At 63.3% G+C, this 21,088-nt stretch carries 18 protein-coding genes and 1 pseudogene; 13 read left to right on the forward strand and 6 right to left on the reverse strand.

Translation table 11 applies throughout. The features are described 5' to 3' along the window. Nucleotides 1-27 precede the first annotated feature (27 nt). Together ABH939_RS29300 and ABH939_RS29305 are read left to right on the forward strand one after the other, a co-directional pair. The gene (locus ABH939_RS29300; protein ID WP_151097239.1) at nt 28-768 is read left to right on the forward strand and encodes a dienelactone hydrolase family protein; all 741 of its coding nucleotides are present in this window, start codon (nt 28-30) and stop codon (nt 766-768) included. 153 nt (nt 769-921) lie between these two features. Further along, nucleotides 922-2,238: an aromatic ring-hydroxylating dioxygenase subunit alpha gene (locus ABH939_RS29305; RefSeq protein WP_151097237.1), complete on the forward strand. Its 1,317-nt coding sequence runs from the start codon at nt 922-924 to the stop codon at nt 2,236-2,238. Between the two features lie 601 nt (nt 2,239-2,839). Here ABH939_RS29305 and ABH939_RS29310 read toward each other — a convergent pair. Beyond that, nucleotides 2,840-3,814: a zinc-binding dehydrogenase gene (locus ABH939_RS29310; protein WP_054780795.1), complete on the reverse strand. Its 975-nt coding sequence runs from the start codon at nt 3,812-3,814 to the stop codon at nt 2,840-2,842. A gap of 450 nt (nt 3,815-4,264) precedes the next feature. Here ABH939_RS29310 and ABH939_RS29315 point away from each other — a divergent pair, with 450 nt between their 5' ends. The 6 genes from ABH939_RS29315 to ABH939_RS29340 all read left to right on the forward strand — a co-directional run bounded on the left by ABH939_RS29315 (nt 4,265) and on the right by ABH939_RS29340 (nt 10,383). Continuing rightward, nucleotides 4,265-5,029: an ABC transporter ATP-binding protein gene (locus ABH939_RS29315; RefSeq protein WP_151097235.1), complete on the forward strand. Its 765-nt coding sequence runs from the start codon at nt 4,265-4,267 to the stop codon at nt 5,027-5,029. After that, nucleotides 5,026-5,736, forward strand: coding sequence for an ABC transporter ATP-binding protein (locus ABH939_RS29320; protein ID WP_151097233.1), 711 nt, complete (start codon nt 5,026-5,028; stop codon nt 5,734-5,736). The genes ABH939_RS29315 and ABH939_RS29320 overlap by 4 nt, the downstream gene beginning before the upstream one ends. A 12-nt stretch (nt 5,737-5,748) precedes the next feature. Next, a complete protein-coding gene (locus ABH939_RS29325) occupies nt 5,749-6,639 on the forward strand; it encodes a branched-chain amino acid ABC transporter permease (RefSeq protein ID WP_151097231.1) in 891 nt (296 codons plus the stop codon). Beyond that, entirely contained in the window at nt 6,639-7,757 is a 1,119-nt protein-coding gene (locus tag ABH939_RS29330; RefSeq protein ID WP_151097229.1) for a branched-chain amino acid ABC transporter permease, read from the forward strand. The genes ABH939_RS29325 and ABH939_RS29330 overlap by 1 nt, the downstream gene beginning before the upstream one ends. A gap of 162 nt (nt 7,758-7,919) precedes the next feature. After that, nucleotides 7,920-9,230, forward strand: coding sequence for an ABC transporter substrate-binding protein (locus ABH939_RS29335; protein WP_151097227.1), 1,311 nt, complete (start codon nt 7,920-7,922; stop codon nt 9,228-9,230). Nucleotides 9,231-9,369: 139 nt separating this feature from the next. Beyond that, nucleotides 9,370-10,383: an NADP-dependent oxidoreductase gene (locus ABH939_RS29340; protein WP_151097225.1), complete on the forward strand. Its 1,014-nt coding sequence runs from the start codon at nt 9,370-9,372 to the stop codon at nt 10,381-10,383. Nucleotides 10,384-10,459: 76 nt separating this feature from the next. On the opposite strand, the gene ABH939_RS29345 is transcribed toward ABH939_RS29340, so the two are convergent. The 3 genes from ABH939_RS29345 to ABH939_RS29355 are packed head-to-tail and all read right to left on the reverse strand — an operon-like array spanning nt 10,460 to nt 13,321. After that, nucleotides 10,460-11,359, reverse strand: a complete 900-nt coding sequence (locus ABH939_RS29345; protein WP_151097223.1) for an SDR family NAD(P)-dependent oxidoreductase — start codon at nt 11,357-11,359, stop codon at nt 10,460-10,462. Beyond that, nucleotides 11,356-11,859 carry a nuclear transport factor 2 family protein gene (locus tag ABH939_RS29350; RefSeq protein WP_151097221.1) on the reverse strand — a complete coding sequence of 168 codons (504 nt, stop codon included), beginning with the start codon at nt 11,857-11,859 and terminating at the stop codon, nt 11,356-11,358. The genes ABH939_RS29345 and ABH939_RS29350 overlap by 4 nt, the downstream gene beginning before the upstream one ends. Nucleotides 11,860-11,908: 49 nt before the next feature. Continuing rightward, nucleotides 11,909-13,321, reverse strand: coding sequence for an FAD-dependent oxidoreductase (locus ABH939_RS29355; RefSeq protein WP_191908624.1), 1,413 nt, complete (start codon nt 13,319-13,321; stop codon nt 11,909-11,911). Nucleotides 13,322-13,496: 175 nt separating this feature from the next. Here ABH939_RS29355 and ABH939_RS29360 point away from each other — a divergent pair, with 175 nt between their 5' ends. Then, on the forward strand, nt 13,497-14,354 hold the full coding sequence (locus ABH939_RS29360; RefSeq protein ID WP_243580659.1) for an alpha/beta fold hydrolase: 858 nt from the start codon (nt 13,497-13,499) through the stop codon (nt 14,352-14,354). Nucleotides 14,355-14,442: 88 nt separating this feature from the next. Beyond that, nucleotides 14,443-14,766, forward strand: coding sequence for a non-heme iron oxygenase ferredoxin subunit (locus tag ABH939_RS29365; protein ID WP_054780805.1), 324 nt, complete (start codon nt 14,443-14,445; stop codon nt 14,764-14,766). 44 nt (nt 14,767-14,810) lie between these two features. Here the strand turns inward: ABH939_RS29365 and ABH939_RS29370 are convergent, their stop codons facing one another. Beyond that, on the reverse strand, nt 14,811-16,469 hold the full coding sequence (locus ABH939_RS29370) for an FAD-dependent monooxygenase (protein ID WP_243580660.1): 1,659 nt from the start codon (nt 16,467-16,469) through the stop codon (nt 14,811-14,813). A gap of 181 nt (nt 16,470-16,650) precedes the next feature. On the opposite strand from ABH939_RS29370, the gene ABH939_RS29375 reads away from it, so the two are divergent. From ABH939_RS29375 to ABH939_RS29385, 3 genes are all read left to right on the forward strand, one after another. After that, nucleotides 16,651-17,850 (forward strand): NAD(P)/FAD-dependent oxidoreductase, encoded by a 1,200-nt coding sequence (locus ABH939_RS29375; protein WP_191908623.1) that lies wholly within the window; start codon nt 16,651-16,653, stop codon nt 17,848-17,850. Between the two features lie 65 nt (nt 17,851-17,915). Further along, entirely contained in the window at nt 17,916-18,887 is a 972-nt protein-coding gene (locus ABH939_RS29380; RefSeq protein WP_151097216.1) for an alpha/beta fold hydrolase, read from the forward strand. Nucleotides 18,888-18,924: 37 nt separating this feature from the next. Beyond that, the gene (locus ABH939_RS29385) at nt 18,925-19,791 is read left to right on the forward strand and encodes an alpha/beta fold hydrolase (protein ID WP_054780807.1); all 867 of its coding nucleotides are present in this window, start codon (nt 18,925-18,927) and stop codon (nt 19,789-19,791) included. Nucleotides 19,792-20,183: 392 nt separating this feature from the next. Here the strand turns inward: ABH939_RS29385 and ABH939_RS29390 are convergent. Further along, a pseudogene (locus tag ABH939_RS29390) lies at nt 20,184-21,036 on the reverse strand (2-keto-4-pentenoate hydratase). Nucleotides 21,037-21,088 lie beyond the last annotated feature (52 nt).

Genomic DNA, 21,088 nt, shown 5'->3' on the forward strand with positions numbered 1-21,088 from the left:
GGACAGTAGACGAGAGGGTCAGCGCCGATGAGCACAGCCGTTCCCATGATCACACCCACGTATACCGACGTCACGGCCGTGGGGGGTGTGTGGCAGATCGCGCAGATCAACCTGCCTGGCACTCCCCGCGGCGCCGTGATCCTGCTGTGCGAGCCGGACGGGCTGGGCGACCAGTCAGTCGAGCTGATGAACAGGCTGGCGGAGCACGGCTACGAGTCGCTCGCCGCGAATGTGACGGCTATCGACCCGGAGCTCCTCAGCGACGACCGTGCACTGGCGGTCTTGCGTGCATTCGTGGCGCACCTCGGGGCGCGAGGCTGGCGCGAGGAGCAGATCGGCGTAGTCGGCTACGGCTTCGGCGGCCGGATCGCCCTGCGTGCAGCTGCAGATCTAGACCTCGGCGCTGCCATCAGTGTCTCGCCCGTCGGCATGACCCGCGGCAACTGCGTCCGGCCCGCGCTGCTCCACGCTGCTCGACCGGTCTCGACGCCCTGGCTGGGGATGTTCGGAGCCGACGACGAGGCCGCGCCGGCTGAGGCCGTCCGACTCCTGGCCGAGCGGCTGACGGATCCTTCGCCGGCCTACACACAGCTTGTGACTTATCCCGGAGTGGACGGTGACTTCTTCCGTGAGTCGGCTGATGCCTTGGGCCACGCGGCGATGTTTGACTCCTGGCAGCGCATCATCGAGTGGTTCAACCTGCGGGTCGTGCCGCGCTCCTCGCCGTATGCCGAGATCTGGTCCCTCAAAGAAGCCATGAGTGACTAACACGGGTCCATTCGACTCCCACGGAGGGTTCCGCCAATCGGAACGTCCCCTATCCAGTGCCGTGTGACACAAGGCACGTTGACCAGCATCGATGTTGCGGAAATTTGGTCTCCGCAGCATTCAGAGCACCGAGAATGCAAAGGAAGTGTGCTGATGTCGCAGTTCATCGACGACGATCGTGAGATGCCGAGGTTTCGGGTCAACCGCCAGGCAATGGTCGATCCGGAGGTCTTTGCCAAGGAGCGCGACCAGATCTTCAACCAAGTCTGGCTCTACATCGGTCACGAGACCGAGCTAAAGAAGCCAAACGATTTCAAGACACGCAACGTCGCGGGTCGTCCGTTGATCTTCGGTCGTGATTCCAAGGGCAAGATCCAGGTCTGGATCAACTCTTGCCCGCACCGTGGCGCGATGATCTGCCGCGAACCTGAGGGCAATGCCCGGTTCATGACGTGCTTCTACCACGGCTGGAGTTTCAGCTCCGGGGGTGAACTCGTCTCGATGCCGGGCGACACGTCGTATGGTCCGGACTTCGAGCGCCCTGGCCTAGTGGCCCCAGCGAAGGTCGACTCTTATCGCGGGTTCGTGTTCGTGAGCTTCAACCCCGACGTCGAGCCGCTGGTCGAATACCTTGCCGGCGCAACTGACTTCATCGATCTGGTCGCGGACCAGTCCGAGGAAGGTATGCGGGTCCTCGAGGGCACGCACGAGTACTCGGTCAAGGCCAACTGGAAGCTGCTCGTAGAGAACAGCGTCGATGGCTATCATGCGGTCTCGACACACCAGCGCTATTTCGAGATGGTGATGGCGTCGGGGGTCGAGATCGACAGCGCCAAATTGGGGCAGTCCGTCGGCCTCGATCTGGGCAACGGACATGCCGTCATCGCAGGCGGACCCGCGACAGGTGGACTGTTCGGACGCCCGCTCTCCAAGGAGGGTACTGCCGAGAGGGACTCGCGCTTCGAAGAGTTCCGCGCGAAGTACGGCGACGAATGGCTCGATCGGATGTCCGGGTCCCGCAACCTGGTGATCTTCCCCAACCTGGTCATCATCGATTTGGTCATGGGCGTCGTGGTCCGCAAGATCGACCCTCTCGCACCTGACTACATGGAGGTCTCGGCCTGGGAGCTCATCCCGCCCGAGGAGGGCGACGAGCTTAAGCGCCAGCGTCTTGACAACTTCCTGACGTTCTGGGGTCCGGGCGGTCTAGCCTCCCCTGACGATGTCGAGGCGCTCGAGACCTGCCAACGGTCCTTCGCCTCGTCTAAGGAGCTGCCATGGTCGGACGTTTCGCGAGGCATGGCAGGGGAGGACCAGCCCGTAGGATCCGACGAGCTGCAGATGCGGGCATGGTGGCGGCGTTGGAACGCCCTGATCACCGGGGAGGTCCTGCCCGGTGAGCAGCACAATCCGCCGCCTGCGAGCTACACCGCACCCCGCAGGGTCCCGGAGCAGCAGCCCACTACCTAAGTTGTTCAAGAGAGACACAGATGCCCACCAGTCGCGACTGGTGGGCATCGCCGTTTGGGATGCCTCCATCGATGCAGGATGGCGCCGAGGTGTCGCGCGGCAAGTTCGACATATACGCCGGGGTTACCGTCGATCACTGCCCCCGGGATTTCTTCTTGACGACATGGCGGATCAGCGAGTTGGGTGCGAATTCAGCGCCCGGTAGGGACTTATCGAGTGGGCAGCGACCGAGGCAGTGCGATCCGATACGCGCTCAGTTCAGAATCGTGAAGCCGTTGCCGATCAGGACACAGGCTTCGATCACGGCGCCATGGACGACGCACTCGTGAGTGACCCCGCCTGGTCAGAGGGCTCGATGGGCCATGTAACACCGCATCGCCCTGGACGTGGGCGCCGGCACGAATGTAGATGGGGCCGTAGTCTGCGCTGTACCAGATCGAGGCGTCTTCCACGCCGATGAACGTGGCAGAGGCGCGCTGAACATAGAGGGACGGACGTCAGGGTTCAGGCTCTCTAAGGGGAAGAGTGGCGCCCGTAAGGTAGGGCCGTGACGGTTGGAATCGGTCCGGATTCCTCAGGACGGAACGGTGATCGACCGGCGTCACGGGTGGGTCACGAGCCGTCCCACGACCTTGCCACGCTCAAGTTGGGCGTACGCCTCGTTGAGGTCGGCCAGGTCGACGACGGTTGTCTCGGGTCGCAGCTGCCCATGCGCGAGCAGATCGAGGACTTCCGTCATGTCCGTGGCGGTCCGACCGAAGGAGCCACGCAGGGTCTGGCGGCCCAGTATCAGACGGTGCGTGTCGACCGTCACGGCGGTCGCGGCCATCCCGACCACGACGACCCGCCCGCCGGTACGCACGACACTCAGGGCTTGCTCTGTTGTGGATCCGGTGCCGGCGAAGTCGACGAGTACATCCGGCCGAACGTCACGCAACGCCTCGACCTCGGTGAAGCAGTCGGTGGCTCCAGCCGCGCGTGCTGCCTCGAATGTTAACGGGTTGATGTCGACGCCGTAGACAGTGCTGTCGAGCAACGCTGCTGTCCGCACACCGTTGAGACCGAGACCTCCCAGTCCGATGATCGCGACGGTTTCTCCGGCGCTGACGCCGGCGGTGGTTCGGACAGCCGAGTAGGAAGTGGCGATCGAGTCGGTCGAGACTGCGGCCTCGTCGAAGCCGACACCATCGGGGATAAATTGCAGCTTCTCGTGTGGCACCGTGACGTACTCGGCGAATCCGCCGTCGATCGTCAGGCCCGGCGCAGCGCGAGGGATCATCGGTCCGCCGGAGATGACCCGGTCGCCTACCGCGAATCGGGAGGGGACCCCGTCACCGAGTTCGAAGATCGTCCCGGCGATCTCGTGACCGAGCGTGATCGGGGCGGTGGTGGTGAGCAGTTCACCCTCTTCTGTGGACATTGTGTGGGTCAGCGAGCCGTCGAGAATATGCAAGTCGGAGTGGCACAGGCCAGCGGCTTCGACGCGCAACACGACCCAGCCAGGCGCTGCGTGCGGCAGCGGAATGTCCCGCAACTCCATGGGTCGTCCGGCGGCGATCATACGCATAGCTCTCATTGGGAATATGCTGCCCGATCGCGGGAGAGATCGGCGGTAGGCGTTCCACGGTGCGAAACATCGACGGAGCGTGATATGCGGCGCATGGTTGCGATGCCCGACCGTTCCACATGTCGGAATTAGTGCTTTGCGTCACGGAAGTCTCAAGGGAGGCTTCAGGCGATCACACGGTCGACTCCTTGTCCGGCAGCCACCGGCATGCCGGGGAGTTCCGATGAAGCGCCGTCCTGTGATGGCCGCTCCGCGTCGGGCGCAGTAGCAAAAACAGTCCCCGCGGTGTCCTGTTCCATCCGGTGGAACCGTTTGTGACACCTCTCTGTAACCCACATCACACTGACGCTAGGTGGATGGCCAGAGTGCCTTCGCTTACCTAAGCGCCGCGCACTATGCCACACGAACCACGGGAGACCACATGAAGCAGTCCCTGGCCACCGCTACGAGGAGAACGCCATGAGTGAACTCGTCGTCGACGACGTCTCGATGCACTTCGGCGGGATCAAGGCCCTCGACGGCCTCTCGTTCACGATCGGCAGCGGCCAGATCTGCGGCCTGATCGGACCCAACGGCGCCGGCAAGACCACGCTGTTCAACTGTGTCAGCCGGATCTACCAGCCGAGTTCGGGCAGCATCAAAATGGATGGTGAGGAGCTCCTCGCCGTGCCGGCTCACAAGATCGCAGGTCACGGCGTCGCGCGCACCTTCCAAAACCTCGGCCTGTTTCCGTCGCTGACATTCCTTGAGAACACGATGGCCGGCGCCTATTCCCGTGGCAGGGGAGGCTATGTGCGGTCTCTGCTCCGCTTCGGTCAGGCGAAGGCGGAGAAGCAGCTCCGGAGCGAGGCGTTCGAGTTACTTGAGGTCCTCGGTCTAGCGGATCTCGCTTTCCTACCTGCTGCCGACCAGCCTTTCGGCACCCTCAAGCGGCTCGAGCTGGCACGGGCGCTCGCCGCCAAACCCAAGCTGCTGCTGCTCGACGAGCCCGCCGGTGGACTGACCCACAGTGAAGTGGACGAGCTGTCCAGCACGATCACGCGCGTCCGCGACGAGTTCGATCTCTCGATCCTGCTGGTCGAGCACCATATGGCGATGGTCATGGGAATTTCCGATCTGGTCGTCGCAATGAACTTCGGCAAGAAGATCACCGATGGCACACCCACGGAGGTCCGTTCACACCCCGAGGTCATCTCGGCCTACTTAGGAGCACCCGCCGCATGAGTCTTCTCGAAGTCGAGGACCTTTACGCCAACTACGGTGCCGCCGATGTCCTGCACGGGATCAACCTGACCGTCGAGAAGGAGGAGGTCGTCGTCATTCTCGGAGCCAACGGCGCAGGCAAGACGACGACCATGCGCGCCATCTCCGGCATGATCCAACGACGTGGGCGGGTGACGTTAGACGGAAACGAAATCTCCACAGCATCGCCCGACGCGATCGTGCGACTTGGACTAGCGCAGGTCCCGCAGGGACGTGGCACGATCGCAGACCTCACAGTGGAGGAAAACCTTCGGGCCGGAGCGCACGTGCGCTCAGACAAGAAGGGGATCACCGACGACATCGCGCGGTGGTTCGACACCTACCCGCGCCTGGCGGAGCGGCGCAAGCAAAAGGCCGGCCTGTTGTCAGGTGGCGAGCAGCAGATGCTCGCGGTCTCTCGCGCCATGATGAGCCGTCCTCAACTGTTGCTGTGCGACGAGCCGAGCCTGGGCCTCTCGCCCAAGCTCACACAGGAACTTTTCGTCTCGCTGTCGCAGATCAGCAAGGAGATGAGCATGTCCATCCTGCTCGTCGAGCAGAACGCCACCATGGCGCTCGGCATCGCCGACCGCGGCTACCTGATCGAGGTAGGCACGATCGCCTCATCTCGACCGGCATCCGAACTCGCCGGTGACGACGCCATCCGCGCCGCATATCTCGGGTACTAGGAGAACTGACTCATGGACCTCTTAATCGCCCGCATCATCGACGGGCTCAACAACGGTGTGATCTACGCCTTCCTCGCTCTCGCGCTGGTATGCGTCTACCGCAGCACCAAGCACCTCAACCTCGCCCAGGGGGAGATGGCGATGTTCAGCGCCTTCATCGCATTCGCTTTCACCCAGATAGGTGTCCCGGTCGTGTTCGCGATCCTCCTGGCCGTCGCAGCAGGTGCGATCGGTGGCGGACTGATCGAGCGAGTACTCGTGCGGCCGCTGGGCGACGACGCCGACTACTCGATTCTGCTGGTCGGAATCGGAATCTTCCTGGCACTCAACGCAGCCGCGGGATTGATCTGGGGAGGCGAGCCGCTGGCCTTCCCCAGCCTGCTGCCTTCCGGCCCCGACGACTACCTCTCTATCTTCGGCGCGCGGCTGCGTTATCAGCAGCTCTTGATGATGGTGCTGTTGGGACTCGTTCTTGCAGGCATCCTCGCGTTGTTCAAGTACACCAAGCTGGGCCTGGCGATGCGCACAGCGACCAGCAACCCCGAATCCGCGAAGCTGCTGGGCATCCGGGTCAACCGGATCAACGCGTTGGGCTGGATCATGGCTGCCGCCGTCGGTGGACTGTTGGGTCCGCTCGTGGCGCCCAGCACGACACTGACGACGTTCATGATGTTCAACTTCCTGATCTACGCCTCCGCAGCGGCCACTCTCGGTGGCTTCGATTCTCCGGGTGGCGCGGTCCTGGCCGGGCTGATCATCGGCGTGCTCGAAAGTCTCGCGGGTGGCTACGTGTCCTTCATCGGCTCGGACCTCAAACTGGCCGTGGCACTCGTGCTGCTGCTCGGGGTCCTCATGGTCAAACCGTCCGGGCTTTTCGGGTCCAAGCGAGTGGAGAGAGTCTGATGGCACTTCCGATTACCGTTCACGAAGGCACGGCCGCACACCGCGGGCTCACCCTCGGTCGCATCATCCTCGTCGTCGTCGTCATCCTCGCGCTGCCGTACGTCGTTGCGCCCTACCGGCTCGACCAGATCACCGGTGCACTCATTCTGGCGATCGCCGCCGTCGGCCTTAACCTGCTGTCAGGATTCGGCGGGCAGATATCGCTGGGGCACGCGGCTTTCTTCGGATTCGGCGCCTACACGACCGGCATCCTGGTGACCGACTACGGTTGGTCGGCCCCCCTGGCCTTCGTAATGGGCATGCTGGTGTGTTTCATCGTGGGTGTCCTGGTCGGGCTGCCGGCTCTGCGGCTCAAGGGCATGTACCTCGCACTGGTAACGCTGGCCATCGGCGTGATCTTCCCGAGTCTCGTACGCCGGTTCGAGTCACTGACCGGAGGCTCTGCCGGCTTGTTCGGCATTAAGTTCGAAGCTCCGGACATCGCCTACTTCTCCGGTCGCTCCGGTCAGGTGATCTGGCTCTACTACGTGGCAGTCGTCGCTTTGCTGCTGGCGTGCCTGGCTGTCTGGAACATCATGCGGGGGCGGACTGGGCGCGCCATCGTGGCCCTTCGCGACAACGAGTCGGCCGCGATCGTCATGGGTGTCGACCGCACAGTTGTGAGGACAGTGCTGTTCGGGATCTCGGCTGCGATCGCCGGACTCGCCGGCGGGATCTTCGCGGTCGATACCGGCATTCTAACCCCCGACAGCTTTTCGCTGCTGTTCACGATCTACCTCCTCGTCGCGATGGTCCTGGGTGGTCGCGCGAGCTATTGGGGACCGATCATCGGCGGCTTCGCGATCTACTTCCTGCCGCTGTGGACGGGCGAGATCACCGAGGGCCCCGCTGCCGGTGTGGTCTTCGGTGTCCTCATCATCGTCATGGTCTTCACTCTCCGTGATGGCGTCATCGGCGGTCTCAAGAGGCTAGGCGCAAGGTTCCTTGTAGTTGAGCCGTCACAGCCCGCGTCCAGCGTGAACCTCAGCGAGAACGGTCGAATGGGGGACGCTGGGGTCTTCGATCCAGACGCAGTGCTGGCTGATTCGGAAGAGATGTCGGGCGTGCGTCGGCCATGACGGACCGCGTCTGACCACACAGATTTCTCGGGGCACCGCAGGTGCACGTCGCGGGACCCATTCGCTCAGTGCGCTTGATGAGGGCGCACTGCTGACAGGACCACATGGTCAACCTGGCAACCTCCCGGTCCGTTCCCGGACCAGTCTTCGAAGGAGCACAACATGTTCACACATCACAAACACTTGGCGGGAGCAGTGATGGCTCTTGCCTTCCTGGTCACAGCCTGTAGTTCACCGAGCAGCGGCAGCGAAGGCGTCACGGACGTATCCAGCGAGGCGAATTCGGCAGCGGAGGCACTCGGTATCGACCTAGCCTCCTGCCCAACCGACGCGACCAAGCCATTCGGCGCGACGGTCAAGGTCGGGAACACGATCCCGCAGACGGGACCGGTTGCACCCGCCTTGGGAGTTATCGGGCCGGCTATGAAGGAGGCGTTTCGTCAATTCAATGAGACCTCGGGTCTCGGCGCGACATTCGAGCTGGTCCAGAGCGATGACGCATTCACACCCGACAAAGCACTGACCGCGACGCAGACGTTGCTGGACAAGGACGGTGTTGACATGATGACCGGCGTCATCGGCACGGCTCAGGTCGCGGCGGTTCGGGGAGTCCTCGGCGGGGAGTGTGTGCCGCTGTTGCCTGGGGTCTCGGGCGGCAAATCCGCCAACAATCCCACCGAGTATCCGTGGACGTCGGCGTTCACCCAGCCGTCTGCACTCGACGCGCGGATCATTATGGCCAGCATTAACGAAAACCATCCCAACGGTACGAATGTCGCAGTGCTGTATGCCAACAACGAGTCGGGCAAAGATTATCTGAGCGATCTCGAAAAGTACGCCGGCAAGAGCAAGATCATCAAGACCGAGACCATCGAAGCTACCGAGACCGGGTCACCCTCCTCGCAGATCACGACGCTGCGCTCTACAGGGGCCAACGTGCTGATCGCAGTTCCAACGGCTGCTCAATGTGCGTCGACGATGCAGGAGGTCGCCAATCAGGGTTGGGAGGCGGATCGTTACATGACGTCGGTATGCGCGAGCACGACGTTCGACGTCGCCGGTGCGGCAGCCGACGGTTGGCACGTCACGACGTATGTGAAGGACGCTACCCGAGGTGAGTTCGTCAACGACCCGGTCGTCGTCGCTGCCATTGAGTCCATCAAGAAGGCCTCGCCCAATACACCGATCACAACGACGACGCTGGGTGGCTTTCTCTACCCGCAGCCCTTCTTCGAAGCGGCCAAGGTTGCGGCGAAGTCGCCGCTGGGCCTGAGCAGGCTTGGAATGATGTCGGCGTACACGACCTTGGACTTCCAACCCACCCTCCTCATGCCGGGTGTGCGGTTCAAGCTTGACGGCCTCGATGACCAGGTTGCGATCGAGGCGTCTTATCTGACTGCTTACCACTCGGATACCAAGTTGTTCGAGAACGTCAAGTTGTATGACTTCGAAGGGCAGATGACGACGGGCTAGTCGGTTCGAAGGGCAGACGACGGGCTAGTCGAGCGTCATCGCAGAGTGATCCGGCGGACGATCATCCGCCGGATCACTGAGCTACTGGCCGGGCCCATGGGTCTGACACCCACCGCGCTGCACATTAGGGATGAGACATATGACTGATTCACACCGCGCGATTCTTCTCACCGACCGGCCACGGGGGAAGCTTAACGTCGGACACTTCCGTGAGATAACTCTTCCTCCGCCGGGCGAGCCGGGTCCGGGTGAGGTTCTGTGCAGGACGATTCTACTTTCGATCAGCCCAGGGAGCCGCGCGTGGATGCAGCAGTCGACCTATCGGGACGAACTGCGGGCTGGCGAACCGATGAGTGGGTACACCTTGGCCGAGGTCGTGGCGGAGAACGGCACGGGAATTACACCGGGCACGATCGTGTCCTGTGAGGGAGCGTGGCAGACGTACTCTCTACTGTCGGCAGCGTCGGTTCAGCGAGTCGATGTGCGGGGACCACTGACGCACCACATGTCCGTCTTCGGTGCCACCGGACTGACAGCCTACTTCGGGATGCACGGGCTAGGCACGCCACGCCGTGGCGAGACAGTGGTCGTGTCCGCTGCCGCCGGAGCCACTGGATCGGTGGCGGGCCAGATCGCACGGCGAGCGGGAGCAAGGGTCGTGGGTATCACAGGAAGCGACGCAAAGAATCGTTTGCTTGAAGCCGAGCTGGGATTCGATGCCACGGTGAACCATCGAAGCGCGTCCTTCGAGAAGGACTTGGCCGAAGAGTGCGGAGGTGGGATAGACGTCTACTTCGACAGCGTCGGCGGTCGTATCTTGGAGGCTGCCCTGCACAATATGAACCTGCACGGTCGAGTCGTGTGCTGTGGTGCGGTATCTCAGTACGACGGTCCGGCTGGATCTCCAGGTCCAGCGAATGTTCCCACCGTGCTCGTGACGAAGAGACTCGCGATGCAGGGCTTCATTGTCTTCGACTTCGCGGAGTCGTTTCCCGCCGCACTCTCCGACCTCGAGGCCTGGGTTTCCGCCGGCGATGTGAAGGTTCTCGAGGACGTCCGGGAGGGCCTGCAGTCGGCCCCGTCCGCGCTGGTCGACTTGCTGAGCGGAGGCAACGTCGGCAAGTTGATGGTGCGGGTTGGTCCAGACTCCTGAGTCTCGACGTTCACCCGCTCCGCCGCCATCGATGACTCCCGTGCCGAGAAAGTTATTCTCGGCACGGGAGTCGCCTTCAGTCACCGAAGCGGGGAAGCAGATCGTACTGTTCAACCGAGCTGTCGAGGATGCGGAACCCCTCGGTGGCGGTGACCTGGTCGAGTCCGGCCACGACCTCCTCGATCGAGAGCGTCCGACTCGACAGTCCAGGTACCGCGGCGCTGAACAGCAGGGCTGCGCGTCCTCCGCCGGCGGCCAGTGTCTGGCCGGTGAGTTCACACGATGCGTGGGACAGATAGGCCATTACTGGGGAGACGATCGACGCTTGTAGGTACCGCACGTCGAGATCGGGTTTTTTCTCGAAATACGCCTTGGCGTATCCGGTCGCCGCAACAGGCGCCAGCGCGTTGATCCGGATGTCGAGGTCGCGGTTGTCCAGCGAGGCGGCCTTCGTGAGCCCGACGACGCCGGCCTTGGCGGTCACGTAGGGCGCCGATCCGGGCGCGCCGAACACGCCGAGAGCCGACGTCGTGTTTACGATCCGGCCATATCCCTGACCACGCATGTGCCGCAGGGCCTCCCGCATTGTCCAGAATGTTCCGAGCAGATGGACGTTCAGAGTCTCAACAAAGCTCTCTGTCGAGACTTCCTGGGCGGTACCGGTCCCGCCGGCTCCGGCGTTGTTGACCAGGATGTCGATGCGTCCGAAGGCGTCGACGGTCTGCCGGACGAGACCGATCGACTCGGCTTCGGCACCGACGTTTCCAGGGGCCGAGACGGCCGTCAAACCCTCGTCGCGCAGCTGTTCGGAGACGATTTCGGCCAGCGATCGGCCGTCGTCGGTGCTGCTGATGTCATTGATCACGACCTTGGCGCCCCGCTCGGCCAGCAGTCGCGCGTGGGCCAGTCCCAGTCCTGCTCCCGACCCGGTGATTAAGGCGACCTGACCGTCGAAACGATGCTCGGCGGTGCTCATGCGGAGAGGGATTCGACGGTAATGTGACCGGCGATCGGGCGGCCGAACGCGTACGCGGACTGGATCGGATTGTAGTACTCGCGAACGTGCTTGATCAGGCCGTTCTCGGTAACCATCTTCATGATGTAGCGGTTGCGGTAGTCACGGCCGGTGGCCATCGTCAGCTTGCCGTACGTCTCGAGAAATACCGTCATGCCGTCCGCAGACAGTGTGATCTCGCAGTTGCAGGGCCCGGCGCTCTCGCCCTCGGCGTTGAACGCGACGGCCCAGAATTCGGTCGCCGCGTCGATGCCGGAGTAAGAGCGGAACTTGCCCTTCTCGACCTGCCCCGACTCGCTGAACGGGATCTCAACCAGGATGTCGTCGGTCATGCAGCTACGGACAGCCTCAAGATCCTGCGCGTCGATGGCTTCGTTCCAGCGGCGGAACACGTCGAGGGTTGCCTTGGGGCCTTCGGTTCTGGCGAGGACCTCGTGAAAGTCTGGTTTGAGCTCGGTCATGGTCTCTTTCGTCCTTACATCGTGGTCGGCGGTGGTATGGCATCAGGCGTTAGGAGCGGGGGAGTTGGGCGACGCTGTACAAGCCCGCGGCTCGGCCGAAGACACCGGCCTTGCCGAGCCCGGTGCCGCTGAGATAGGTAGCGCCGTGGAAGCCGCCGACTACCTCGCCGGCAGCGAAGAGCCCCGGGATCGGCTCGCCGAACACGTCGACGACGTTCAGTTGCTCGTCGACCCGGACTCCGCAATAGGTCGTGGTCAGACCCGAGCGGCAGGGGAACGCGTAGTAGGGCGCTGTGTCGAGGTGGCCGCCTTGAGCGCTGCCGTAGTCGCTCAGCAATCGGCCGAACTCGGGATCGACGCCCTCGTCGACGAAGCCGTTGTAGGCATCGATCGTGGCGCGCAACTTGGACGGCTCGATCTGCAGCTTCTCGGCGAGTTCCTCGACTGTGTCGGCGGCGATGACATATCCGTCGGCCAGAGCGGACTTGAAGTCCGCTGGCGTCGGTGCGACCTGGGAGCGGTTCATCATCGAGTCGTCAAACACTTGGAAGCCGATTCCCTCGGGCTGCTGCACGCAGATCGAACTGATGATCTTGTAATTGAGGTTCTCGTCGACGAAACGCTTGCCGTCGCGATTGACGATGATGGCGCCCTGGGAGTTGGGGTACAGCAGGCGAGGCTCGTTGTGGGGGTCCTCCGACAGGTCTGGGTAGTTCTTGATCGACGCGCCGAAGGAAGCTTCGACGTACCCCATGTCAGCGAGGTCGGCGCCGACGGCCCATGCCATCCGCAGCCCGTCACCCGTATTGTCTACCCCGCCCATCTTCGTCGCTTCGGCCCACTGAGGGGCGAAGGTCTCGAGCAGTTCGCGGCTGCGGGCGAACCCGCCGCTCGTCAGGATCACAGCGGAGGCGTGCACCACAACCTCCTGCTCGGCACGGTCGAGGACGACGCCGGTTATGCGTCCTTCCGCGTCCTGGACGAGCCGTCGAGCAGAGCTGGAAGACCAGTAGTAGGTGTGGTCGAGCGCCATGAACTTCTCGTGCATGACCTTGGTCGCGTGGCCCTGAGGGGCCGCATGCATGCGTGAGACCGCGTCGGTGCCGGTTATCGTCAAAGTGAAGTCGACGCCGTGGCCACGCATGAACTCGAAGGTGTCGAGCTGGTGATCGAGGTAAACCTGGACGGGCGCCGGATCGTTCTTACCCCGCCCGGCGGTAAAGATCGACGAGCGCAACTGCTCGTTGTCATCCTCGACGCCGGCGGCTGCCTGGAGGCCGGTGCCGGCGAACAGCATCCCGCCGCCAGCCTTCACCGACGAGCCACCGTACTGCACGCCTTTCTCTAGTAGCAGAACCGTGGCGCCGCTCTCGGCGGCGGACAGTGCCGCTGTGTTCCCCGCCAGGCCGGCTCCGACGACGATGACGTCGAATGTGGCGGGCTGCGACTCGTGGTTGCTCATCGGTTCACTCCTGATCGGGACGGATCTGATGGAATGGCGTGCGTCACTGCCGCCGATGCTGCTCGCAGTCAAGGATTTTCGACACCGAATGTTCCGGAGGGCGAAACCGAGCTGCATCACAGGGCGGCCGACCTGTTAGTCCTTGCTTATGTTCTCTCCCAGCCCGGTTGCTCCGGTGGCAGTCATTCCAGCATGGTTTCAGCGGGTTCTGGCGCAGCACGCCGTCGTCCACGCGCTCGACGTCGGCGGCATCACGGTGACCTGTCGATCCTGGGGTGAGCGCGGGGCGCCAGGCGTGGTGCTGGTGCACGGCGGCGCGGCGCACGCCCGCTGGTGGGACCACATCGCGCCGATGCTCGCGACCACACACCGCGTCGTCGCGCTGGACCTGAGCGGCCATGGCGACAGTGATCGCAGGGAAACATACTCGCTTGAGGCATGGGCGGGCGAGGTGATGGCCGTCACCCGAGACTCCTTCGATGCACCGCCCGTCGTGATCGGGCACAGCATGGGTGGCATGGTGACCCTCGCCGCCGCGACGTGGCATGGCACCGACCTCGCGGGCGCGATCATCATCGACACACCGATCCACGAGGCCACACCGGAGGAGGCTGCGGCACGAGACAAGGTCGCGTTCGGGCCACAGAAAGTCTTCGCGACGCGTGAGGAGGTCGTGGCGAGGTTCCGGGTTATCCCTGAACAGGACACCGAGCCGTACATTTTCGACCATATCGCCGAGCACTCCGTCCGACAGGTCGACGGTGGCTGGGCGTGGAAGTTCGATCCCGCGATCTTCGCCCACGAGCCGCTGCGTCCCGGTGAGCTGTCTCGGCTTCAATGCCGTGTCGCGCTGCTCCGGCCGGAGCGGGGGCTGGTGGATGCCGCGATGGGCGAGATGATCGTTGAGCGGCTGGGGGGCAGGGCCCGGGTCATCGATATCCCCGCTGCGGAGCACCACGTCATGCTCGATCAGCCGATCGCGCTGGTCACCGGGCTGAGGGTGCTGCTTACTCGTGACGTTTCCGCCGAGTGAAACGATCCCTGTCGGGTTTCCGGGTACCGAACCAGACTGAGCGTCTGCCGAGAGAATTTCCGGCCGATGACGAGGAGGTCGACACCCGATGGAAGACACGCAGACAATGAAGCGCCAGTTAGCCTGCGCCGTAGATGATCTCATGCCGGGCGAGTCTATGACCCTCGATGGTGGCGAGATCGCCCTGCATCGGGCCGAGGACGGGACGTTCTTCGCAACGGCGGACAGTTGCACCCACGAGAAGTGGTCACTCGGCAGTGAGGGCGAGATTGAGGGCAGTGAGCTCGTCTGCCCGCTGCATATGGCGCGTTTCGAACTGGCCAGCGGCAAGCCGTTATGTCTGCCGGCGACCATAGCGCTTGCGACCTATCTGGTCGAGATCGACGGGAGTCAAGTTTTCGTCGTCTCCTGACGTGGCAGGCCCACGCCGGGCAACACCCGCGGGTGTTGCCCGGCTTAGCTGCCGCTGGAGGCGACATCCTCTCGCGCCTTGGCATCGCGCTCGGCCTGCGTGAGGTGGCCAACCGCCTGCTCGGCCCAGCGGTCGACGTCATCGGGCAGGATCTCACCGCGCCAGAACACGTGCAGGTCGGGCCGCACCAGCAAAAGCGGGCACTCGTAGGCCGCACGGACGTTCGCGTCGTCGATCCGCAGGATCTCCAGAGGTGCACCCAGCCTAGCGAACTCCGCTTCGACGGCTCTCGTGTCGGACGAGCCGGTCAGGTCGATGAACGTGTAATCCTGGCCCAGGGCGTCCTGCATGGCACGGCCGTCCTGGAGCCAGATGTGCGGGATACGAACCCCCGGACGCGTGTGCGCAGTGTAGGTCGTGGTGTCCCAGTCGGTGATGTTGTCGTCCTCGTGGGCGATCAAATCCGAGCCGGCATAGCTGTAGCCCCATTCGACGCCGATCATCTCGTGGACGCGACGGTGGTGGACGTTCGCCGCGGCACCGACCTCGGCCCGCAGTGCCGCGCCGGCGGGCGTGTCCTCGGTGATCTCAGGCGTCACGAGCTCACGCCACAGGCCCATGCCCTGGGCGGCCCATCCTGAGGCCTTGACGTTGCGGGCGCCGACCTTGCGTCGTTCGGTCTCGTAGCTGTCGAGCAGACCCGGTCCGCCCCAACCCTGGACCGTCCCGGCCAACTTCCAGGCCAGGTCGATCGCGTCACCGACGCCGGTGTTCATGCCGAGGCCGCCGGTGGGGATCACCAGATGGACCGCATCGCCAGCAAGTAGCACGCGTCCGTCGCGGTATCGCTCGGCCAGCAGGAGGTGCAGCTTCCAGCTCGTCGAGTTACGAACCGTGAAGTCGAAGTCGAAGCCCACACGGTCGCGCACGGCCTGCGTGAGGTCTGCGTCCTCGTCGATCCCGATGTTGAGGGTGAAGTCCTTGCGGCTGCCCTGTACGACGAAGGCGCTGCCCTCGGCGTCGGCGACGTAGTAGTGGCGTCCCTTGCCGATCGGGATCTTGTCGTAGAGCTCGTCGGAGTGGAACGTAACCTGACGCAGCTGGCGGATGCTTCCCTGCCCCTCAAGTTTGATTCCGAGCTTCTTGCGGACTGTGCTGGTGCCGCCGTCGCAGCCGGCGAGGTACCCCGCGCGAACCGTCTTTCTTGTCCCCTCGGGGTCTTCGAGGGTCACGGTCACACCGTCGTTGTCCTGTGCGAAGTCCACGAGGTTGCAGCCGAAGCGCACCGTGACGTTCGGGGTGGACTCGGCGACCTGCTTGAGCACAGGTTCGAGGTCGTTTTGGGCGACGAGTTGGTACGGCTCGAGCGGTTCGGAGGCGTCGGTCGTCGCCGCGATCGTCGCGCGGTGCTCGGCGACGCTCGGGTACTTGAGCTTGACCAGGGGCGGGTCCGACAACCGAGTCACGATGAAGACATCCATCGAGCCGTCGGCAGGGTAGCCTGCCGCGCGGACCTTGTCGGCGATACCGAGACGTCGGTAGAACTCCATCGTGCGCGCGTTGGAGCGGTCCATCTTGGGCCACTCCTTGGTTGTCGGATCCTTCTCGACCAGCAGCGTTCGGACACCGCGCCTGCCCAGGTCGATGGCCAAGGTGAACCCGACTGGTCCTGCTCCGACGACGACGACATCGAACTCGTTCACGATGGTGTGCTCCATGGTTGGCGGTGACTTCGATCGCGCACCGATGATGCGCCCGCACAGTTTGGGGTGGCGTGCGCTCAGAGACCCAGACGATGTTCCAACGGGCGAAACGTGCCCGCCCCGGTTCCAGCCAGCGGTATGCCTCATTGCCCGACCCCATGACCCCGATGACACTGGCGCCGTGTCCATCTTGATAATCGGCGCGTCCGTGGCGGGAATCCGCACGGCGCAGGCCCTCCGCATGCAGGGTTACAAAGACGCCATCACAGTCGTGGGCGAAGAGGTTCACCAGCCCTACGACAAACCTCCGCTGTCTAAGGAGATGCTGCTCCCCGACGGCACCGACCAGCCCGTTCCGCTGTTGTCTGAGGCCGAGTTGGAGGCACTCGACATCCAGATGCATCTCGGAACTCGCGCTGTCGCGCTCGACGCCGATGCACGCGTCGTCACTACTGATAACGGCACGACATTCCCCTTCGATGACCTGGTGATCGCAACCGGCGTCACCCCGCGAACACTGCCAGGAGCGGATGCACTCACCGGGATCCACACGTTGCGTAACGCTGAGGACGCCGTCGCACTGCGGGCAGGCCTAACGAGCGCGCAGGACGTCGTCGTCATCGGTGCGGGATTCATCGGTGCCGAGTTCGCTTCGGCGGCAAGGGCATACAGCACTCGTGTGACGATTATTGAGACTCAGCAGGTCCCACTAACCCATGTCCTCGGAGCTGAAGTAGGTGCCGAGCTCGCACGCTTGCACGAGGTCAATGGTGTCACCGTCCACACGGGTGCGCAGTTCTCCCACTTCGTCGGCGAGGGTCATGTCTCGGGTGTGGCTCTCGAGGACGGTCGGGTTCTGCCCGCCGATCTGGTGGTCGTGGGTATCGGGGCGACTCCTGCCACCGAGTGGTTGGTGTCGTCCGGCCTGCCGATCACCAACGGCCTGGAGTGCGACGCGTCGTTGCACGTCCTTGGTACCGATCGGATCTTCGCGGCCGGTGACGTCGCCCGCTGGACGCACGGCTTCTACGGCTCGGATCTGCGGATTGAACACTGGACCAATGCCAATGAGCATGCCGGGATCATCGCAGCCGACGTGATGGGTACGTCTGTCCCGCAAGCGCAGGTGCCGTACGTCTGGTCCGACCAGTACGGCCACCGGATCCAGATCGTCGGCCGCCCGGGTGACGGGACCGCGGCCATCTCACACGGCACGGTCGAGTCCGGGCTCGTCGCAGTATATGCGGACGAGGCCGGTGTCGTGACCGGAGCTTTGGTCGTGGACGACCCGCGGATGCTCATGAAGTGCCGCAAGGCAGTGACCAAACGCGTCGCGGTAGCCGACCTCGATCTGGGCCTGGCGAATATTCCACCGGTCTGACCCGACCAGACATACGACTGATCCGGACGCGTCCGCGTGCGGTCCACATCGATCAAGGAGTGAACATGGCGTTGACTGAAGAGGGACTCATCGAAGTTCCGGGAATGATGAGTCGCTGGATTCGACTCGCCAGTGGTGCGAAGGCCCACTACATGACGTCCGGCACCACGGGCCCTGCCGTTGTCCTGCTGCATGGTGGCCTACCGGGTTCGTCGGGTACCGCAGGGTGGCGCTTCATGGCACCATTCCTGGGTGCTAACGGTTTTCGGGTCTACTGCCCGGACATGCCCGCATTCGGGCTGTCGGACGACCGCGAGGAGTTCTGGCCCGAAGGCGTCCACAGCTATGTCGATTTCATTCACGAGTTCACGACAGCTCTGTGCCTCGATGAGTTCCACCTTGCGGGCAACTCGATGGGGTGCATGAACACGGCCAATTACGTTGTGGCTCATCCAGAGAGGGTGCTGAGCTTCGCATTGATCGCCGGCGACATCGGCGACGTGGTGCCGGCTGGACTCAAGCCACCGGCCAAGATTGAATTGACGCAGTACGACGGCACCCGTGAGGGTATGCGCTCGATGATGAGTGCCATCATCTTCCGCGGCGAGGCGATCAACGATGACCTGATCGAGATGCGCTACGCAGCCGCCGAGCGAGGCAAGAAGGCGCATGCTCAATTCTGGCCCGGCCTCCTCCAGTACGGCCGTATAGTCCCGTGGGAAAACCCCAACATCGAGGCGCGCCTGTCGACCAAGGGCCGACTCGACAAGCTCACGATTCCAGGTATTTACCTCTACGGCACGGAGGACGTCCTGACACCGGTCGAGTGGGGTTACGAGCAGGAGAAGGTGCTGCCGAATGTTCAGTTCTTCTATCCCGAGGAGACAGGTCACCAAGGGCAGACCGACTCGCCGGAAATCTTCAACAACGTGTTCCTCGACTTCTTCCGGGACGGCCAGGTCTCCCGGCAGAGCGCGGACGCGGCAGGGGTATCCAAACTACGCCCTGAGCTTCCGGCGCTTGTTGCTCAAGTCTGACAACCAGTTCCAGTCTTCGACCAAAGGGAACGGCATTATGAGTATTGCCACAGAGAAGGTCTCAGTCACCGCAGAGAGCGCAAGCCGAACTATCCAGACCAGTCGCTACAAGATCCACTATTACGAGGCCGGTGCCGGTCATCCCGTGATCTTGCTGCACGGCAGCGGGCCAGGCGCGACCGGATGGAGTAACTTTCGCCCTAACATCGAGCCGCTCTCGCGGCGGTTTCACGTCCACGCGGTCGACATGCCGGGGTGGGGCGAGAGCGAGACCCAGAACGACACGATCGGCCGCGACCACCCCGCTGATGTGATCGCGTTAATGGACGAGCTCGGGATCGAGCAGGCTGCACTAGTCGGCAACTCGATGGGCGGAATGACGTCCGTCGCTACTGCGGTGCGCTTCCCCGAGCGGGTCAGTCACCTGGTATCGATGGGCGCGCCCGCCCCTGGCCTCGACCTCTTCAGTCCCGGCGGCGGCTTTTCCGAGGGCTTGAAGGTTCTATTCCATGCATACCGCGAGCCCACCCCGGAGAATATGAAAAGGCTCGTACAGATCATGTGCTTTGACCAGTCCATGGCCACCGACGAACTCGCGGGTCTGCGCTCGGCTGCGGCTCTGGCTCACACCGAGCACCTCGACAGCTGGAACACGCTATGGGACAGCCCACAGCCACCTAATCCGTACTTCGGACTGCTGCCGGAATTGGAAAAACTGACGGTGCCGACGCTCGCTCTACACGGCCGTGACGACCGGGTCGTGAGCTTCGAACACTCCCTGCGCTTTTTGGCGGCGGTTCCGACCTCGCGCGCGCACATCATCAACCGTTGCGGCCACTGGTTGCAGATTGAGCATGCCGACGAATTCAACCGCATCATCACGGATTTCGTCACCAACAACTGACGTCCTATACGACGAACGGGGGCGATCTGAACTGATCCCCGGAAGTTGGACTGCCCAAGTAGACGCCTAATCTTCAAGGACCTGGGTCCGGTATTGCACTGGACCCAGGCCTTCGTTGCGGGCGTTAGGACGACCACTCGCGCACTGATAAGTCGTGAGTCGTGCGTCATTCTTGATGTGGGCCCCGTCGAGGTGGCATCAAACACGACGGCGATGTCCTCGAAGCCATCCGAGGTGATCGGCACCCCGGGCCAGCAGCGCGCGCGACGCCGTCGCGCTGGGTTGATACCGACCATGGCACCAACCTCGAAGGGTCGACAGAGACATTGGACCTTGATCAACAGTGTAGGTGCCCATATTTCCCGATTCGATGACGGCCACCTTCGAAGAACTCATGTTGATGCTCCTGATGTGCTGGCGGGGCCGAAGAATGCGCGGACTTCACCGAGGCCGGTGAGTGTCGCGTGATAGGTCGAGCCGACCCGTGCAGGGACCATCGGGCCGAGGGCGCCGCTGAGGATGATCTCGCCTGCACACAGCGGGTCGCCGACGCTCGCGGCCATTCGTGCGAGCCACTGCAGGGCGATGAGAGGATTACCGAGGCAGGCTGTACCGTTGCCGGACGACACAGTCTCGCCGTCCTGGGTCATTGTGATCTCGACCGCGACAGGGTCGAAGTCGGACAGAGATACCTCGGCATTGCCGAGTACGAAAAGCCCGCTGGAAGCGTTGTCGGCGACGGTGTCGGCAATCGATGTCCCACCCTGCGATGCGGCTGTCGACGATCTCGAACGCCGGACGAGCGAATTGGATCGAAGCGGCGATGGTCCCGAGGGAGGGGGCGAGGTCGTCGATGTCGGCCCCGAGCGCGAAGGCGATTTCGGCCTCGATCCGGGGCTGGAGCAGCCGATCGTTTGCAACGGGCTCGGCCTGTGTGACCAGCATGTCGTGCAGCAACGTACCGAAGTCGGGCTGGTCGACCTTGAGCTGTGCTTGCACGGCCGGTGACGTCAGCCCGATCTTGCGCTCTACCCGCCCGTTGTTGTCGGTGACGCGGGCGCTCACGATCTGTTCCTGCACTAGGTAGGCCAGGGGGATGTCTTCGGACCCGATGAGGTCGCGGAGCGACGCACAGGGGATGCCGGTCGCTTCTACTTGCTGGAGTCGTGCAACAGCGGCGTTCTTTGCATCGTCACGACGCTGATCGTCACCGGCTTCATTAGATGCCGAACGGGAGAATGCCATGTAGATCATCCTTCGATCGCTGGATCCCGTTGCCAACGCAGGGTTCCGAGCA

The sequence above is a fragment of the Rhodococcus sp. 27YEA6 genome, from assembly GCF_044908235.1.
Classification (GTDB): Bacteria; Actinomycetota; Actinomycetes; order Mycobacteriales; family Mycobacteriaceae; genus Rhodococcus_F; species Rhodococcus_F qingshengii.

Coding starts and splice junctions, on each gene's coding strand:
- ABH939_RS29330 (WP_151097229.1), top strand. CDS start 6,639: ATGGCACTTCCGATTACCGTTCACGAAGGCACGGCCGCACACCGCGGG.
- ABH939_RS29340 (WP_151097225.1), top strand. CDS start 9,370: ATGACTGATTCACACCGCGCGATTCTTCTCACCGACCGGCCACGGGGG.
- ABH939_RS29310 (WP_054780795.1), bottom strand. CDS start 3,814: ATGAGAGCTATGCGTATGATCGCCGCCGGACGACCCATGGAGTTGCGG.
- ABH939_RS29350 (WP_151097221.1), bottom strand. CDS start 11,859: ATGACCGAGCTCAAACCAGACTTTCACGAGGTCCTCGCCAGAACCGAA.
- ABH939_RS29300 (WP_151097239.1), top strand. CDS start 28: ATGAGCACAGCCGTTCCCATGATCACACCCACGTATACCGACGTCACG.
- ABH939_RS29325 (WP_151097231.1), top strand. CDS start 5,749: ATGGACCTCTTAATCGCCCGCATCATCGACGGGCTCAACAACGGTGTG.
- ABH939_RS29380 (WP_151097216.1), top strand. CDS start 17,916: ATGGCGTTGACTGAAGAGGGACTCATCGAAGTTCCGGGAATGATGAGT.
- ABH939_RS29385 (WP_054780807.1), top strand. CDS start 18,925: ATGAGTATTGCCACAGAGAAGGTCTCAGTCACCGCAGAGAGCGCAAGC.
- ABH939_RS29345 (WP_151097223.1), bottom strand. CDS start 11,359: ATGAGCACCGCCGAGCATCGTTTCGACGGTCAGGTCGCCTTAATCACC.
- ABH939_RS29355 (WP_191908624.1), bottom strand. CDS start 13,321: ATGAGCAACCACGAGTCGCAGCCCGCCACATTCGACGTCATCGTCGTC.
- ABH939_RS29305 (WP_151097237.1), top strand. CDS start 922: ATGTCGCAGTTCATCGACGACGATCGTGAGATGCCGAGGTTTCGGGTC.
- ABH939_RS29365 (WP_054780805.1), top strand. CDS start 14,443: ATGGAAGACACGCAGACAATGAAGCGCCAGTTAGCCTGCGCCGTAGAT.
- ABH939_RS29315 (WP_151097235.1), top strand. CDS start 4,265: ATGAGTGAACTCGTCGTCGACGACGTCTCGATGCACTTCGGCGGGATC.
- ABH939_RS29335 (WP_151097227.1), top strand. CDS start 7,920: ATGTTCACACATCACAAACACTTGGCGGGAGCAGTGATGGCTCTTGCC.
- ABH939_RS29320 (WP_151097233.1), top strand. CDS start 5,026: ATGAGTCTTCTCGAAGTCGAGGACCTTTACGCCAACTACGGTGCCGCC.